This window comes from Wolbachia endosymbiont (group A) of Lasioglossum morio (assembly GCF_947250585.1).
Classification (GTDB): Bacteria; Pseudomonadota; Alphaproteobacteria; order Rickettsiales; family Anaplasmataceae; genus Wolbachia; species Wolbachia pipientis.
The window spans coordinates 1,043,450-1,058,253 of sequence record NZ_OX366327.1; the positions used below are offsets into that span (position 1 = coordinate 1,043,450).

The following is a 14,804-nucleotide window of genomic DNA, read 5'->3' on the forward strand; positions in this document are numbered from 1 at the left end:
ATGAACATAAAGCTGTTTTTTATTTTTACGCTACTCATTTCCAATGTTAATGCATATTGCAGTTGTGAAGATATCATAGAAAGCATAGAAATTTGTAAGGAGTATTCTTGCCGACAATATATTGGCAATGAAGATTTTATTGAGCATAAAATATTAGGATTAAATAGTGGAAATTTATGCGTATATATAGAAAAACAAGGTAATGATGAAATGGTTTGTCATCATTCTCAGTATGGAATGATGATAGAAAAAAGATATTTTGAAAGTATTCTTAAAGTTGGCAATCAAGAAATCGACGATTTTATTGATATAGCAAATTTGCGTGCAAAAGAGTGTTTCTTTATCAACAATCAAAAACTAAGCTATACAGATCGGGACGATATAATAAGAGAAGCAGTGGAAAGTGACTTTGACGTTTTGTCACAATATAGTAACGTAAAAAGCATTTTTTTTGATGAAGAGCCAGTTAATAAAATGGTTCATGAAATGGAAAAGTTCAATTTATGGTCTTCAAAAGCTGCGAAAGAGGAGAATTTCAACTGTAAGGTAGTGAGTTTAGACTCAATTTTATATCTTTCTCCCGATACATGGAAAATATGGGTAAATGGAAAACTGTTTATAAATACTAAGGATTTAAAAGTGCACTCAGTCACTGAAAATTATGTAACTTTTGTATGGACCGTAGATCAAAAAGCAATAAAAAAGCATGCGAATGATTCTCAAAATGTATATTTTGGATATGGGAGTATTATGTTTACGCTTTATCCAAAACAAAAATTTGACTTGGATGGCTTATCTATTAAATAACTTAAATATATATGCGCTTGTAGCTCAGTTGGATAGAGCGTTGCCCTCCGGAGGCAAAGGCCGTGGGTTCGAATCCCTCCAAGCGCACTTTTAATTAAATTTGACAATAGTATTTTCACATAAGATAATAAAAGGATTTATTTAGAGCATAATTATGTCTGGTGGTACCATAAACAAAGTCATACTAGTTGGTAATTTAGGAAAAGATCCTGAAATTAGGACTACACAAAATGGAAAAGAAATGGCAAGTTTTTCAATAGCCACGTCTGAAAGTTGGACTGACAAACTTTCCGGTATGCGCTCTGAAAAGACAGAATGGCATAATATCGTAATTTTTAGTGAAGGATTAGTAAAAATCGTCAAAGATTTTGCACGCAAAGGCAGTAAAGTTTATGTTGAAGGTTCTTTGAGAACTAGAAAATGGACTGACCAAAACGGTGGTGAAAGATACACAACAGAGGTGGTTCTATATAATTTTAATAGCGCTCTTACTCTCTTGGATTCACGAAATAGTGCGCCAAATTCTGATTACAAGCCAAGTGAATACAAACAAGGTGAAACAGAACAAAAAGATAAACACGAAAGTTTTGACAACGATATAAAAGATGAACTACTCGATGATGAAATACCATTTTAACAATTTAAATTGAAATCTACATTTTTATGGACTGCTTGTGTTACTCCTTTTAATTGCAATGGAGATAGCATAGATTATAGCAGTTTGCAGCGTTTACTGACAATGCAAGTTAAAGCTGAAAATGGCGTAGTGTTGCTGGGTAGCACAGGTGAGAGCCTATCGCTTACTGATTCTGAAAAGCGTACATTAGTTGAATTCGTATGTAAGCTAAAATTAAATACGAAAATTATAATTGGCGTACCAGGAGTGAATCTATATCAGACTCTTGAATGGCTTGATTTTTGCAAGGGTATGCCTATTCATGGCTATCTAATGACAACTCCCATTTATGCAAAGCCCGGAATTATGGGGCAGACTTTATGGTTTGAAAAGCTGCTTGAGAAAGCACATGTGCCGGTTATGTTTTACAATATTCCATCAAGAGCAGGAATAAATCTTCACGCTGAAACTGTACGCAACTTATCCAGCCACGAAAAATTTTGGGCTATCAAAGATTCAAGTGGCACTGTTGATACTTTAACTCAGTATAAGAAAGTTGCACCAAATATTGAGGTCTTTTGCGGAGATGATAATATGATATCCGATATGGCCGCTTATGGTGCAGCTGGCCTGGTTTCCGTTGCTGCCAATGTTTGGCCACGCATAGCGCATGAATACGTTAAGAAGTGCCTCAATGGCAGGAACCCTCAGGCAGATATCTGGCAACAGGCTTGCGAAGCGTTATTTACTGCCAGCAACCCAATACCCACTAAAGCACTTTTGCATGATATTGGGCTCATAGAACATCAAACTGTCCGCCTACCACTCAGCACAGAAGACTTGCCTTCTGTTGAAAAATTGAGGCAAGTCAATAAAATGATTCTTGGATGGAAAGAATTGGCTACTCTCTAAATAGTCTTGCAACTTTGATTTAATATACAATCCAAGTGTCATTTGAACACTCCCAAACTTATCACTTTATGCCACTGGTCTTCATCTAAAATTTCTACACCTAATTCCACTGCCTTTTTATATTTGGATCCTGGTTTTTCTCCTGCAATTAGGTAGTCAGTTTTAGCAGAAAGATGTGAGCTGACCTTTGCTCCTAGAGTTTTGGCTCTTACTTTTGCCTCTCCTCTACTCATAGCAAGTAGCTTACCAGTAAACACTATAATTTTATTATTTAAAACAGAGTTACTAGAGTTGGAGCTCACAGGAAGAATTTGAAGACAAGCAGTAAGATCATTTAACATTTTGATGTTATGTTCCTTAGAAAAAAATGATTCCAAAGATTCAGCCACTTTTTTTCCTATGCCGTCTATACCCACTAGCTCAGTATTATCTGATGACAGTTCAATCATCGAATTATACCAATTATCATAAGAAACATAATAATCTGCAAGCAATTCTGCTGCAACTTGGCCAATAAATCTAATACCTAAAGAAAATATAAACCTATCTAGAGTTATTACCCTTCTGCTTTGTATAGCATTTAATAAATGAGCTATTGATTTCTTGCCCCAACCAGACTGTTCTTCCAGATTAAATTCATCCAATCTTTCTTCTAAAGTAAAAATATCGGGAATTTGTTTTATCAGACCAAGGTCGTAAAAAAACTCTATCTGCTTATCACCAAGGCCAACAATGTCAAATGCATCTTTCGATACAAAATGCTTTAGTTTTTCTATTATTTGAGCTTTACAGGCAAATTCCTCAGGACATCTTACTGCAGCCTCTCCCTCAACCTGACGTACTTTACTACCACATTCAGGGCATACTTCAGGAAACACAAATTCAGGTGTATTTGGAAGACGAGAATCTCTGCTTACTTCAACGATCTGGGGAATTACATCCCCTGCCCTTTTGATTGTTACAATATCTCCCTCTCTTATGTCTTTACGTTTTATCTCATCTTGGTTATGCAGACTTGCTCTACTAACTAGCACCCCACCAATATTAACTGGCACTAAATCTGCAACTGGAGTTAAAACCCCTGTTCTGCCCACCTGTATAAATATTTTATTTAACTTTGTTTTTGCATAAACCGCAGAAAACTTGTATGCAAGTGCTGAGCGCGGTGCTTTGTGAGTATTCCCTAGACGATTTTGTAGTACCAAATCATTTACTTTATAGACTATTCCATCAATATCATAATCCAAGTTATAGCGACAGTTATAGACCTCGTTATAGAACTTCAGCATTCCATCTAAACTACTCGTTAAGGACTGATGCTCATTTACGCAAAAACCAAGTGCCTCAAGCTTATTTAGTACCTCACTTTGACTTTTCTCTGCTCCACCAATCAAAGAATAAGCAAAATATCTAAGAGGTCTGCTTGCTGTAATGTTTGCATCCAATTGCTTTAGAGAACCAGCGGCTGCATTTCGAGGATTGGCAAATTCATCGTTTTCATTTAACTTTAAAAAGTCGCTGTTACTGATGTATATTTCACCTCTTACTTCTAGTCTTCCTTGCACACCTTGCAAAAACTTAGGAAAGCCTTTTATTGTTGCAACATTGTGAGTGACATCTTCCCCTACAAAACCATCACCTCGAGTTGCAGCTTTAACAAATCTTCCATCCTCATAAATTGCAGAAAACGACAACCCATCAATTTTTGGTTCACATAATATCTCTATTTTGTCCTCAATTAAAAACCTCTTTATTTTAGACAAAAATTTCTCTACACCTTGTTCATCATAAGCATTCTCAAGGGAAAGCATAGGTTCTTGATGTTCCACCTTAGAAAACCTCTCATCAGGTGGAGCACCAACACTATCTTGTGTTGCATAAGCTTCTGGAAGTTGTGCCTCTATTTCAGCTAACTTTTTCTTCAGTTCATCATATTCAGCATCACTTATTTCTGGCTTATTTTTTTGGTGATACAAAACATTATGATAATTTATTTGATCTTGCAGTTTTTCTCTCATCTTTTCTAAGTTAGTCATGATATCAATATAATGCTGCATTAGCATTTGTCGTCAAGTTGTGAATTTTCTTGAATTTATCATATGGTCTTAATCCATCAAATATCAAAGGTACCACAATGCTATAGCCATACTTATTCTTTTCTTGCTCAATTGTATTAGCAGATCTCGCTTGCTCTAGCCATATATTTATATAAAATTAAAATAAATTAGAGTAAACAATATTGCTATTTAAATGTTAACAAGATTCGCTCCAAGCCCAACTGGCTACCTCCACGTAGGAAACGTACGAACTGCCTTGGTTTGTTGGATGTACACACGCAATCAAAATGGAAAATTTTTACTCCGTTTTGATGATACTGACCTTCAGCGTTCAGATGTCAAATATATAAATAATATCATAGAAGACCTAAAATGGATTGGTATCGATTGGGATGCAAGTTTCAAGCAATCAGAGCGCTTTGAGCGTTACAATGAGGTGTTTTTGCAGTTAATAAAAGAAGGGCATATTTATGCATGCTATGAAACAAGAGAAGAGTTAGACATTAAACGAAAATTGCAGTTAAAACAAGGACTTCCCCCTGTATATGACAGAAGCGCGTTACTTCTAACTGAGCAAGAGAAAATTAGTTATGAGCAAGAAGGAAGAAGACCACATTTTAGATTTAAGTTGGATAGAAATGAGGTTGTTAAATGGAATGATGAAGTTAAAGGTGAAATAAATATTGCAACCAGTAGCATAAGTGACCCTGTGGTAAAAAGAGAAGATGGAATTTACACATACATGTTACCTTCTGTTATTGATGATGTTGACTTTAATGTAACCCATGTTGTACGCGGGGAAGATCATGTAACTAATACCGCAGTTCAGCTCCAAATGATTAAAGCATTAAAAGCGAAAATCCCTACATTTGCTCACCTTTCTCTGCTACATTTTGATGATAGCAAGATATCCAAGCGAGCCGGCGTGCTAGATATCAAATCTATAAAAGAAGATGAAATTGAACCGATGGCACTAGTTAGTTATTTAGTGAAGCTCGGAACATCCAATCCAATTGAAGCTTGCGCCTGTATGCAATCTTTGATTGATTCATTTAATATTAAAAAATTTAGCTCAGCATGTACGCAATTTAGCTTGAGTGAAGCATACAAGCTAAATAGCAAAGTGCTGCAACAAATGCCATTTGAAATTATACAAGAACGTTTAAATCAAATTGGAGTGGACTCCTCAGAGTTTTGGTATTTTATAAAGAACAATATAGAAAGGTTTTCTGAGGTGGCCAAGTGGTGGAAAATATGCAAATCCGATATAGAGCCTGTGATTCTTGATAAGGAGCTTATAAAAATCGCGCTCAATACATTGCCTCAAGACGATTATAATGAAAACACATTATCAGAGTGGGTCACAACTATTCGGCACACAGTAGATATAAAGGCAAAAGACCTATTTATGCAGTTGCGCTTAGCTTTAACAGGAACAGAAACAGGACCAGAGCTCGCTAAATTATTAATTTTTATCGGCAAAGAAAATATCATTGCAAGGTTAAAAGAAAAGTGAAAACTAAAGAATTATAGCTAATGCAATCCCTACGTCATACCGCGATTCATTCGCGGTATCCCTTAGCCGCTAACAAGCAGCGGGATGACGAGCTTATCGTCACGCCGCCACGAACCGTCATACCGCGATTCATTCGCGGTATCTCTTAACATAGATCCCTTACTTAACCGTCATACCTTAACATAGATCCCGCTAACACGTAGCGGGATGACGAGCTTATCGTCACGCCGCCACGAACCGTCATACCGCCGCGGCGCTAACAAGAGATCCCGCTAACAAGCAGCGGGATGACGGTTGTCGTTTAGCCATAAACATTAAGAAATTTACCAAATGAAAAAAAAGGCAAAAGAAGCCCCGTGGTTATTATCCGCTTTAAAATATTGGCGTTTTTTATGTTTTAAACGCTTGACAAGCGAGATTCAGCCGCTTTTAATTGCAACTAACTTACGCTGCAAATGTTTAAGAAATTTACTAAGCAGAAAAAAAGACAAAGAATCCCCGAGTTAGCTAGTCTTTTACTATCTCTGTCGAGTATTGGCATTTTTTGATGTCTTGTAACGCTTTATAAGCGCGTTCAGCTTATTTAGATAAAAATCTAGATGTAGATGAAGTTTTGTAAAGACATACAGTATCTATATACTGCAAAAAATTGAACATAAGACGCCGATACATTAAGTAATCCTTACCTTTTAATCTGCAGATTGGCGAAAGCAAATACAATAGCTTCACTATCATGATAAGGGAGCTGGCGGAGTTTGTCAAGTAAGTTTTTGTATTTTAATTTTAGAATTTTATAGGCTTTTGTTCTCATGAAAATTATGTTCTCATGAGTAAATTAATGTTATCCTTTTTTGTTGATCTAAAGTTTCTTATGTTCATACACTTACGTGTTCATAGTGTTTATTCGCTGCTTGAAAGCTCGGTTAAAATTGAGGAGCTGATCGGCCTTTGTTTGCGAAATAAAATGCCAGCGGTTGCAATTACTGATTCAGGTAATTTATTTGGTTCACTTGAGTTTGCAGAATATGCGGCAAGTAGGGGAATACAGCTAATAATAGGATGCAATATTATAGTTAAACATTCAGAACAAAATTTACCTATATTATTGCTTGCAAAAAATGAGCAAGGGTACACTAATTTAGTCACTTTGGTGAGTGAGTCTTTTAGAAAGCGCAAGAATAACAGCGATATTCCTTACGTTGATTTTGATGAGCTATTGAATTTAAGTACGGGTCTGATCGCTTTAACCGGTGGATGTTTGGCTCAACTATTGTTGGGGCAAGATAAAGAAACGGTTGAAAAACTGCTTTCAGCATTCAATGGTCATTTATATGTTGAATTGCAGCGTCATGGGTTGAATAAAGAGCTAGAGCTTGAAGAAGCTTTGATAGACTTTGCTTATCAGCGCAATATACCACTAGTTGCAACGAACGATGTATTTTTTCCAAATAGGTCTGACTATGAGGCTTATGATATATTAACGTGTATATCGGAGGGGAGTTATGCCCTGGAGAATAACAGAAAGAAGTTAACTACCGAGCATTACTTCAAATCTGTGGCAGAAATGGAGGAGCTGTTCAGCGACATTCCCGAAGCAATTCATAACACTTTAGTGATAGCTAAGCGGTGCTCTTACATGCCAAGAAGCAGGCAGCCTATTTTGCCTAAATTTCCTTGTCGAGAAAATAAAACTGAGAATGAAGAACTGAGGGAGCAGGCAGTTGCAGGATTAGAATTCCGTATTGCGAATGAGACAGACATAGACCTTAAACAATACTACGATCGGCTGAATTACGAACTGAGTGTGATAACTTCGATGAACTACGCTGGCTACTTTTTGATAGTTTCTGATTTCATTCGTTGGAGCAAAGCAAATGGCATTCCAGTTGGTCCAGGAAGAGGCTCTGGTGCAGGCTCAATTGTTGCTTGGGGCTTACAGATTACAGACCTTGATCCAATAAAGTTTGGCCTAATATTTGAAAGATTTTTGAATCCTGATCGTATATCGATGCCTGACTTTGATATTGATTTTTGCCAGGAAAAAAGAGACCTGGTTATTGATTATGTTCAGAAAAAGTACGGTTATGTTGCTCAAATAATCACTTTTGGAAAATTGCAAGCAAGGGCAGTATTGCGTGACGTTGGAAGGGTATTGCAGATGCCTTACTCTCAAGTGGATAAAATATCTAAAATGGTTCCATTTAATCCAGTAAATCCTGTAACTTTATCACAAGCGATAGAGTTTGATCAAAATCTGCAGAAAGAACGGGATAGTGATGAGGTAATTGCAAAGCTTCTTGATATATCTCTTAAGCTTGAAGGAATATATCGTCACGTTTCAACTCATGCTGCTGGAATTGTAATATGTGATCAAAAGTTGGAAAATTTTGTTCCTGTGTACTACGATCCAAATTCGGCTCTGCCAATCACTCAATACAGCATGAAATATGTGGAGAAAGCTGGGCTAATAAAATTTGATTTTCTTGGACTTGGTACGCTAACGCTAATAGATCATGTGTGTCGTTTAATTAATCGTGATGGAAAAAAGATCGATATTTCTTCGGTTCCTTTTAATGACCAAAAAACCTATGAGATGCTCTCAAGCGGTGATTCAATTGGAGTGTTCCAGCTTGAAAGTTCGGGAATGAGAGAAGCTTTAATTAAACTAAAACCGGACTGCATTGAGGACATCATCGCTTTAATCTCCCTTTATCGTCCAGGACCTATGGATAACATTCCAACTTATGTTGCAAGAAAACACGGACTTGAAAAGCCAGATTATATTCATCCGTTACTTGAGGAAGTATTAAAAGAGACATTTGGGGTAATAATTTACCAAGAACAAGTGATGGAAATAGCCCGTATTCTTTCCGGGTATAGCTTAGCGGAAGCAGATCTGCTGAGACGTGCCATGGGTAAGAAAATCAAGGAAGAGATGGATAAACAACGTGAACTTTTCATCCAAGGGGCAACGAAGAATGGCGTTGATTATGACAGGGCAAGTTACATCTTTGACCTTGTTGCAAAATTTGCTGGTTATGGGTTCAATAAATCTCACGCAGCCGCATATGCGGTTATATCTTATCAAACGGCTTACCTTAAAGCTAATTATCCATTAGAATTTTTTACAGCACTAATGAATCTGAATATTGATGATAGAGATAAACTGAATTTATTTTATCATGCAGCAAAGTTTAGTGGCGTTACCGTTCTTTCACCTGATATAAACAAGTCTCAAGCTGAATTCTCAATAGAGGATGAACGCATACGTTATGGTATTGCTGCCTTGAGGAATGTTGGTTTTTCTATAGCGGAAGGAATAGTGAACGTACGTTCAAGCGCTTGTAAGGACATATGGGAATTCATTCAAAATTCAGGTCATATAATAAATAAGAGAGCGCTAGAAAGCCTGATTAAATCCGGAGCATTCGATAGCGTGCATAAGAACAGAAAGCAGCTATATGAGTCAATGGACACGCTGATTTACTTTGCAAATAAAAACAAACAGGATAGAGAATCAAGTCAAGCTGCTTTGTTTGGTAGTCTTGATGTCCTCAAACCGAAACTTGAGAATGTGGAAGATTTTGATGAAGAGGAAAAATTAGAACATGAGTTATTTTCACTAGGATTTTATTTAACTAATCATCCGCTTGAAAAATTTAGAACTCTTCTGGAAAAGTTAAATATTGGGTTTATCGGAGAAAATAGAACAGCAAAAACTGCTGGGGTAATATTAAATGCACGTATGAGAACTTCAGAGCGTGGAAGGTTTGTTATCCTCACACTTTCTGATCCCCATAACGTTTCTGAAATAGCATTCTATAATAATGAAATAATAGAAGAAAAAAGAGATTTATTTTCACCAGGAACGTTTGTGATAATTGATCTTGAAGCTTCGGAAAATACAACAAGATTAGCAGGCAAGGATATATCTGAGTTTACAAAAAGAGTCACTTCTACAATAAAAGAATTAGTTCTCACCACTGAGTGCACGGATTCGCAAAAAGCCGCTATGGAATTAAACACAATATTGAAAGATGAAGGCAGAACCAAAATAATGCTAAAACTTCTTCTCGAAAAACATAAAGTGAGCATCTTATTACCAGGTGCATACTCAATTGCTCCTCAAGTAATTTATGAAATATCTAATTTAAGCTGGATTAAAGGCGTAGAAATTAATACAAATAACTTGCTTATATAAAAAAGCTTTATATAATGAAATATTTAATCGGTATTAAAGGAAGATATAGTGAATCTTTATGAATTTACTTTTATAGCACAACAAGGATTGTTACAGCAAGAAGTAGAGGAGATGGTCCAAGAGCTAGCTGTTTCATTGAAAAATATTAAAGCAGATATTATGTTCCAGCAAATCAGGGATATTCTGAAAAAAGGAAATGACAAGCTTACAAAACAAGAGTTAGAAGTGCGTGCTGAGGACATTAAAGAAAGTCTAGTTGCTTACTCTGATTTCTTGGAAGATCTTACAAAAATTTTATGGGTTGAATTAGAAGAAGATCTTTCAAATTTGAAAGAAGTGAAGTCAAAAATCGATAAAGAGTTGAAAGATGACCTAAAAGATTTAGGAATAACGCAAGATTTTACAAAATTTCTAGGAGGCAGTACTAAAAGTGCGTTTATCCATAACGCAGTAAATGCTTTGAAGAGAAATATTTCAGAACATCTAATAAAGATTTTTCAAGATATTTTGAAAGATTTTAGAATAAACGGTCCAACTCAATCGAGCAAAGCGTTGGAAATGCTTTTGAAAAACATTGAAGCATCAGGATTAATCAAGTATGAACATTGGGGTCTTTTGGATTTTGCATATCACAAAAATAAAATGAAGAGCGGTCATTATTGTATAATGTGCATAAGTTCTACTGCAAGCATTCTGGATGAATTTATGCGTAGAATGAAACTTAATGAGAACGTTATTCGCCACTTTCCTGTGCAGGTTGATAAAATTTTTGAAGGTAAATCTCATATGATGAATAAACAAATTGAGGAGCAAAGCGCATAATGATGAAAAGACGAAATAGTTTTAATAATTCTTACGTATCTGTAAATAATAGGACTGGCTTTAGGCGTTCTAAAGTTTGCCCTCTTGCTGCATCTAAAGATGAAGACATAGATTATAAGAATATAGATTTATTATCCAAGTTTACCTCTGACTATGGTAGGATATTACCTAGAAGATTAACAGGCGTATGTGCAAAAAAACAAAGGAAGTTACGCTTAGCGATCATAAGGGCACGTTTTTTAGCTCTTATTCCTTACTGTACTAAAAAAGTTTAGGTAATTTATGTTGATAATTTTAAAGGAAAATATAAGGACTTTAGGTAAGCTTGGTGAAGTTGTCAAAGTTAAACCAGGTTATGCACGTAATTTTCTTTTTCCACAAAGAAAAGCGGTGAAAGCTACCAAGGAAAATTTAACAAAGCTAGAGGAGCAACGTTTATTACTGGAAGAAGAGAATATAAAAAGATTAAATGTAGCAAAAGAGCTTGCATTGTCACTACATGATAAGTTTGTGGTATTGATAAAGCAAGCTTCAGAGGATGGTAAAATTTTTGGTTCTGTAACAACACGTGAAATTGCGAAAATTTTACTACAAGAAGGACATGTGATAGATCACCGTAGTTTATCTTTTGGTGGAGTAAGCATCAAAAACTTGGGTGAATACCAAGTAAACGTAGAATTACATAGTGAAGTAGTAGTACCAATTACTATATACGTCGTGAAATCCGAAACAGATGCAAATGAGCTAAGGCAAGTAAAATTGCAAAATCAGAAGTCTGAGCAACAAGAGGCAGAGCAAGATGCGAATAAAGAAGCTACTGATGGTGATGATAGCTGATCAAAGATGATCCCTTGTTATAGTCGTAAAGAAATGTCTGCCATGGCTAAGCTGGTGTCATCCCAGTGCTTCCCTCATGTCATCCCAGTGCGTGACACTGGGATCCAGTTTATTTCATCATGGACATTATTTTATGCTTCTAGAATCCGTTGTCCATTGAATAATTTGCAAATACTTTTATACCTGGATTCCAGTGTCACGCACTGGAATGACACCATTATTGGAATAAATCAAAAATGATTCCCCGCTATAGCAGAAAAGAAATGTCTTCCATTTGGGAGGAAAATAATAAATTTAATATATGGCTTAAAATAGAAAAATTAGCGTGTGAAGCTCAAGCAAAGTTAGGAGTGATTCCGAATAATATTGCTGAGAACCTCTCTGGTGCTATTGAATTTGATGTTGAATGTATCAACGAAATTGAATCCATTGTAAAACATGATGTTATAGCTTTTCTGACATATATTGCTAAAAAAGCGGGAGTTGATGTTCGTTATCTTCATTATGGAATGACAAGTTCTGATGTTTTGGATACATGCCTTGCGGTGCAACTGAAAGAGTCCTGTGATATTTTGCTCGAGAATCTAAAAAATTTACTTGCAGCATTGAAAAAAAAAGCTGAGGACTATAAAGATATTGTTTGTGTTGGACGCAGTCACGGAATGCATGCAGAACCAACAACTCTTGGAATAAAATTTGCCAGATTTTATGCTGAATTTAAACGCAATTATCAGAGATTAATTAGCGCGCAAAAAGAAATCTCAATTTGTAAAATATCAGGTGCGGTAGGCAATTTTGCAAATGTTGATCCGTTTGTTGAAGAGTATGTAGCGAAAGAAATGGGACTCATACCTGAAACCATATCATCTCAAATCATTCCTCGTGATAGACATGCCATGTTCTTTTCAGTTTTGGGAGTGATTGCAAGCTCAATAGAAAATATTGCAATTGAAATTCGTCATTTGCAAAGAACTGAAATCGGCGAAATTTCTGAGCATTTTTCCACTGGGCAAAAGGGGAGTTCTGCTATGCCACACAAATGTAATCCTATTTTAAGTGAAAATCTGACTGGACTCTCACGTTTAATACGCAGTTATGTTTTTCCTGCGTTAGAAAATGTTGCATTGTGGCACGAACGTGATATATCACACTCATCTGTGGAAAGATGCATTGCTCCTGATGCTTGTATAACAATGGATTTTGCTTTAGTGCGATTAACAGATTTGATAGATAAATTGGTGATCAATAAGGAAAACATTGAAAAGAACTTAAATTCTTCAAAAGGTTTAGTTTTCTCACAGCGTGTATTGCTTGAGTTAGTAAATAGTGGTTTGGCGAGGGAAGAGGCGTATAAAATTGTTCAGAGCAATGCAATGAAAGTGAAACAAAACAACAGTGATTTTCTGGCCGAATTGAAACAAGATAAACCCTTACTTAAGGTTATTAACTCGGAAAAACTTGAATCTTTGTTTGATTTGAAGTATTATACGAAACATATAGATCATGTGTATAATAAGGTTTTTAATTAGGCTGAGTAGCTCAGTTGGTAGAGCAGGAGGATCATAATCTCTTGGTCGGGGGTTCGAGTCCCTCCTCAGCCACTCGAACTAAACTATGTTTAGCAAAGCAGTGCTATTGGTGAAACCCAGTGTCAGTTACTTGGAATGAGTTGTATATCCACTCAGGTGAGGAGACAATGGATAAGAGATTGTGAAAAGGGTTTAGCTTTTGGCCTATGATCTCTTTAAATGACAGAATTTCACTACAAAACTTAACTTTCTTCTATGCAGTTAGCTAAGTCAAGAAAGGTGAATCTATCTCTTGTTGCAAACGCAAGATCGACCACTTTACAATATTGTTCTTTATTCCAATTGAGGTGCTCTGGTAAGTGTGGAATTGATAGATCTTCAAATATTTTTTGCAGGTGTTTTGCAGGTAGTAAATTTTGCTTAATTAAACTGGAAATATTATGCCATTCTTTACAAATAATCTCTTGGATTTTTTGCTGCATAATTTGCTTCTGTTCAAAAGTTCTTACAAATTCGATATTATCAAAGCACTGAGTTATATGTTTTACATCTAAAGTGGTCGGTTTGATAATCGGGTTTTGTATTGATAATATCTTTTCCTGCAAATTAGCCATGGTAATCGTCGTAACAGCAATTTTTTCGCCATGTAGTAAGGAATGATCTCTTGTTACCATTTCCATTGCGTGAGCTATCATATGCTCTCCTTGGCTTGCAGAATAGCTGCCTTTTGATATTACCATTCCAAGTCCTGAAATTAGTAGAACTTCCATAAGTAATAGGACCACTTTTCTACTTCTTTTAGTAAGCGCCGTATACTCTCTTAGCAAAATTTGCTCCAAATCGCGAACAAGTGTAAAAGGTAATTCATTGTATTCTGTGCCAAGCAACAAATGAGATAGTAGCCAGTCAGCCTGAACTGTTGAACGACAAATGAAATCTGCAAATCCGCTTAATGTGAGACGCAGTGGTGCATTGGCAAGTATGTCTATATCTATATATACTGCTCTTGGAAGATGTGCTTTGAACGATTTTTTATATCCATTTACTAATATTGAAGCATTTGCAGAGGTATATCCATTCATAGAAGCGGCTGTTGGGAACGATATATAATCTTTTTTCTCGAGGTAGCTTGCATATTTGCAGATATCGTTAACAGTGCCGCTACCAAATGCAACTATTAAGTCACTGTCTTTTGCTTTGTTTCTAACTAGATTTACGGTTTCAAGAGAGGCAGCTCTGCTTGGTGTCATTTCTCTACCTGATGTCATCCCAGCGCGTGACACTGGAATGGCAGGTGGAGCTGGAATAATTAAGTTAGGAATTTTATTAAGTACGTTTTTGTTTAAAAGTTTTGCTGTATTTTTATCTGCAACTAGAAAGACGTCATTTCCGTGTCGTGTGCATATTTCATAGATATCATCAGCAAGGTAGTAATCTGTTATTACTTCCCTTAGAAAAGTTTGTTCGGTTTGATGTAATATTTGTTTTAAATAGTGCATAGAGTGTT

General features: G+C 36.0%; 12 protein-coding genes and 2 tRNA genes. 12 read left to right on the top strand and 2 right to left on the bottom strand.

The window, feature by feature from the left end:
• The 4 genes from OOK89_RS05140 to dapA all read left to right on the top strand — a co-directional run bounded on the left by OOK89_RS05140 (window position 1) and on the right by dapA (window position 2,335).
• Window positions 1–807 carry a hypothetical protein gene (locus tag OOK89_RS05140; protein ID WP_264719326.1) on the top strand — a complete coding sequence of 269 codons (807 nt, stop codon included), beginning with the start codon at window positions 1–3 and terminating at the stop codon, window positions 805–807.
• A gap of 13 nt (window positions 808–820) precedes the next feature.
• Window positions 821–894 (top strand) — tRNA-Arg (locus tag OOK89_RS05145).
• A 67-nt stretch (window positions 895–961) separates the two neighbouring features.
• Window positions 962–1,444, top strand: a complete 483-nt coding sequence (gene ssb, locus OOK89_RS05150; protein ID WP_010082448.1) for a single-stranded DNA-binding protein — start codon at window positions 962–964, stop codon at window positions 1,442–1,444.
• 9 nt (window positions 1,445–1,453) lie between these two features.
• Window positions 1,454–2,335: a 4-hydroxy-tetrahydrodipicolinate synthase gene (gene dapA / locus OOK89_RS05155; protein ID WP_264718892.1), complete on the top strand. Its 882-nt coding sequence runs from the start codon at window positions 1,454–1,456 to the stop codon at window positions 2,333–2,335.
• A gap of 38 nt (window positions 2,336–2,373) precedes the next feature.
• Here dapA and ligA read toward each other — a convergent pair whose 3' ends face one another.
• Window positions 2,374–4,371 (bottom strand): NAD-dependent DNA ligase LigA, encoded by a 1,998-nt coding sequence (gene ligA / locus OOK89_RS05160; protein ID WP_264705399.1) that lies wholly within the window; start codon window positions 4,369–4,371, stop codon window positions 2,374–2,376.
• 214 nt (window positions 4,372–4,585) lie between these two features.
• Between ligA and gltX the strand changes: the two genes are divergently transcribed.
• From gltX to OOK89_RS05200, 8 genes are all read left to right on the top strand, one after another.
• A complete protein-coding gene (gene gltX, locus OOK89_RS05165; RefSeq protein ID WP_264718893.1) occupies window positions 4,586–5,908 on the top strand; it encodes a glutamate--tRNA ligase in 1,323 nt (440 codons plus the stop codon).
• Between the two features lie 871 nt (window positions 5,909–6,779).
• The gene (gene dnaE, locus OOK89_RS05170) at window positions 6,780–10,109 is read left to right on the top strand and encodes a DNA polymerase III subunit alpha (RefSeq protein WP_264719327.1); all 3,330 of its coding nucleotides are present in this window, start codon (window positions 6,780–6,782) and stop codon (window positions 10,107–10,109) included.
• A gap of 48 nt (window positions 10,110–10,157) precedes the next feature.
• Window positions 10,158–10,931, top strand: coding sequence for a 30S ribosomal protein S6 (locus tag OOK89_RS05175; protein WP_010082465.1), 774 nt, complete (start codon window positions 10,158–10,160; stop codon window positions 10,929–10,931).
• Window positions 10,931–11,206 (top strand): 30S ribosomal protein S18, encoded by a 276-nt coding sequence (rpsR, locus tag OOK89_RS05180; RefSeq protein ID WP_007548890.1) that lies wholly within the window; start codon window positions 10,931–10,933, stop codon window positions 11,204–11,206. The genes OOK89_RS05175 and rpsR overlap by 1 nt, the downstream gene beginning before the upstream one ends.
• A gap of 7 nt (window positions 11,207–11,213) precedes the next feature.
• Window positions 11,214–11,768, top strand: a complete 555-nt coding sequence (gene rplI / locus OOK89_RS05185; RefSeq protein WP_006279792.1) for a 50S ribosomal protein L9 — start codon at window positions 11,214–11,216, stop codon at window positions 11,766–11,768.
• Between the two features lie 6 nt (window positions 11,769–11,774).
• A complete protein-coding gene (locus OOK89_RS05190; RefSeq protein ID WP_077188215.1) occupies window positions 11,775–12,008 on the top strand; it encodes a hypothetical protein in 234 nt (77 codons plus the stop codon).
• Window positions 12,005–13,297 carry an adenylosuccinate lyase gene (gene purB / locus OOK89_RS05195; protein WP_264718894.1) on the top strand — a complete coding sequence of 431 codons (1,293 nt, stop codon included), beginning with the start codon at window positions 12,005–12,007 and terminating at the stop codon, window positions 13,295–13,297. Before OOK89_RS05190 ends, purB begins: the two co-directional genes overlap by 4 nt.
• Window positions 13,297–13,369 (top strand) — tRNA-Met (locus OOK89_RS05200). The genes purB and OOK89_RS05200 overlap by 1 nt, the downstream gene beginning before the upstream one ends.
• 170 nt (window positions 13,370–13,539) lie before the next feature.
• Here OOK89_RS05200 and OOK89_RS05205 read toward each other — a convergent pair.
• Entirely contained in the window at window positions 13,540–14,796 is a 1,257-nt protein-coding gene (locus OOK89_RS05205) for an iron-containing alcohol dehydrogenase (RefSeq protein ID WP_151807590.1), read from the bottom strand.
• Window positions 14,797–14,804: the final 8 nt, after the last annotated feature.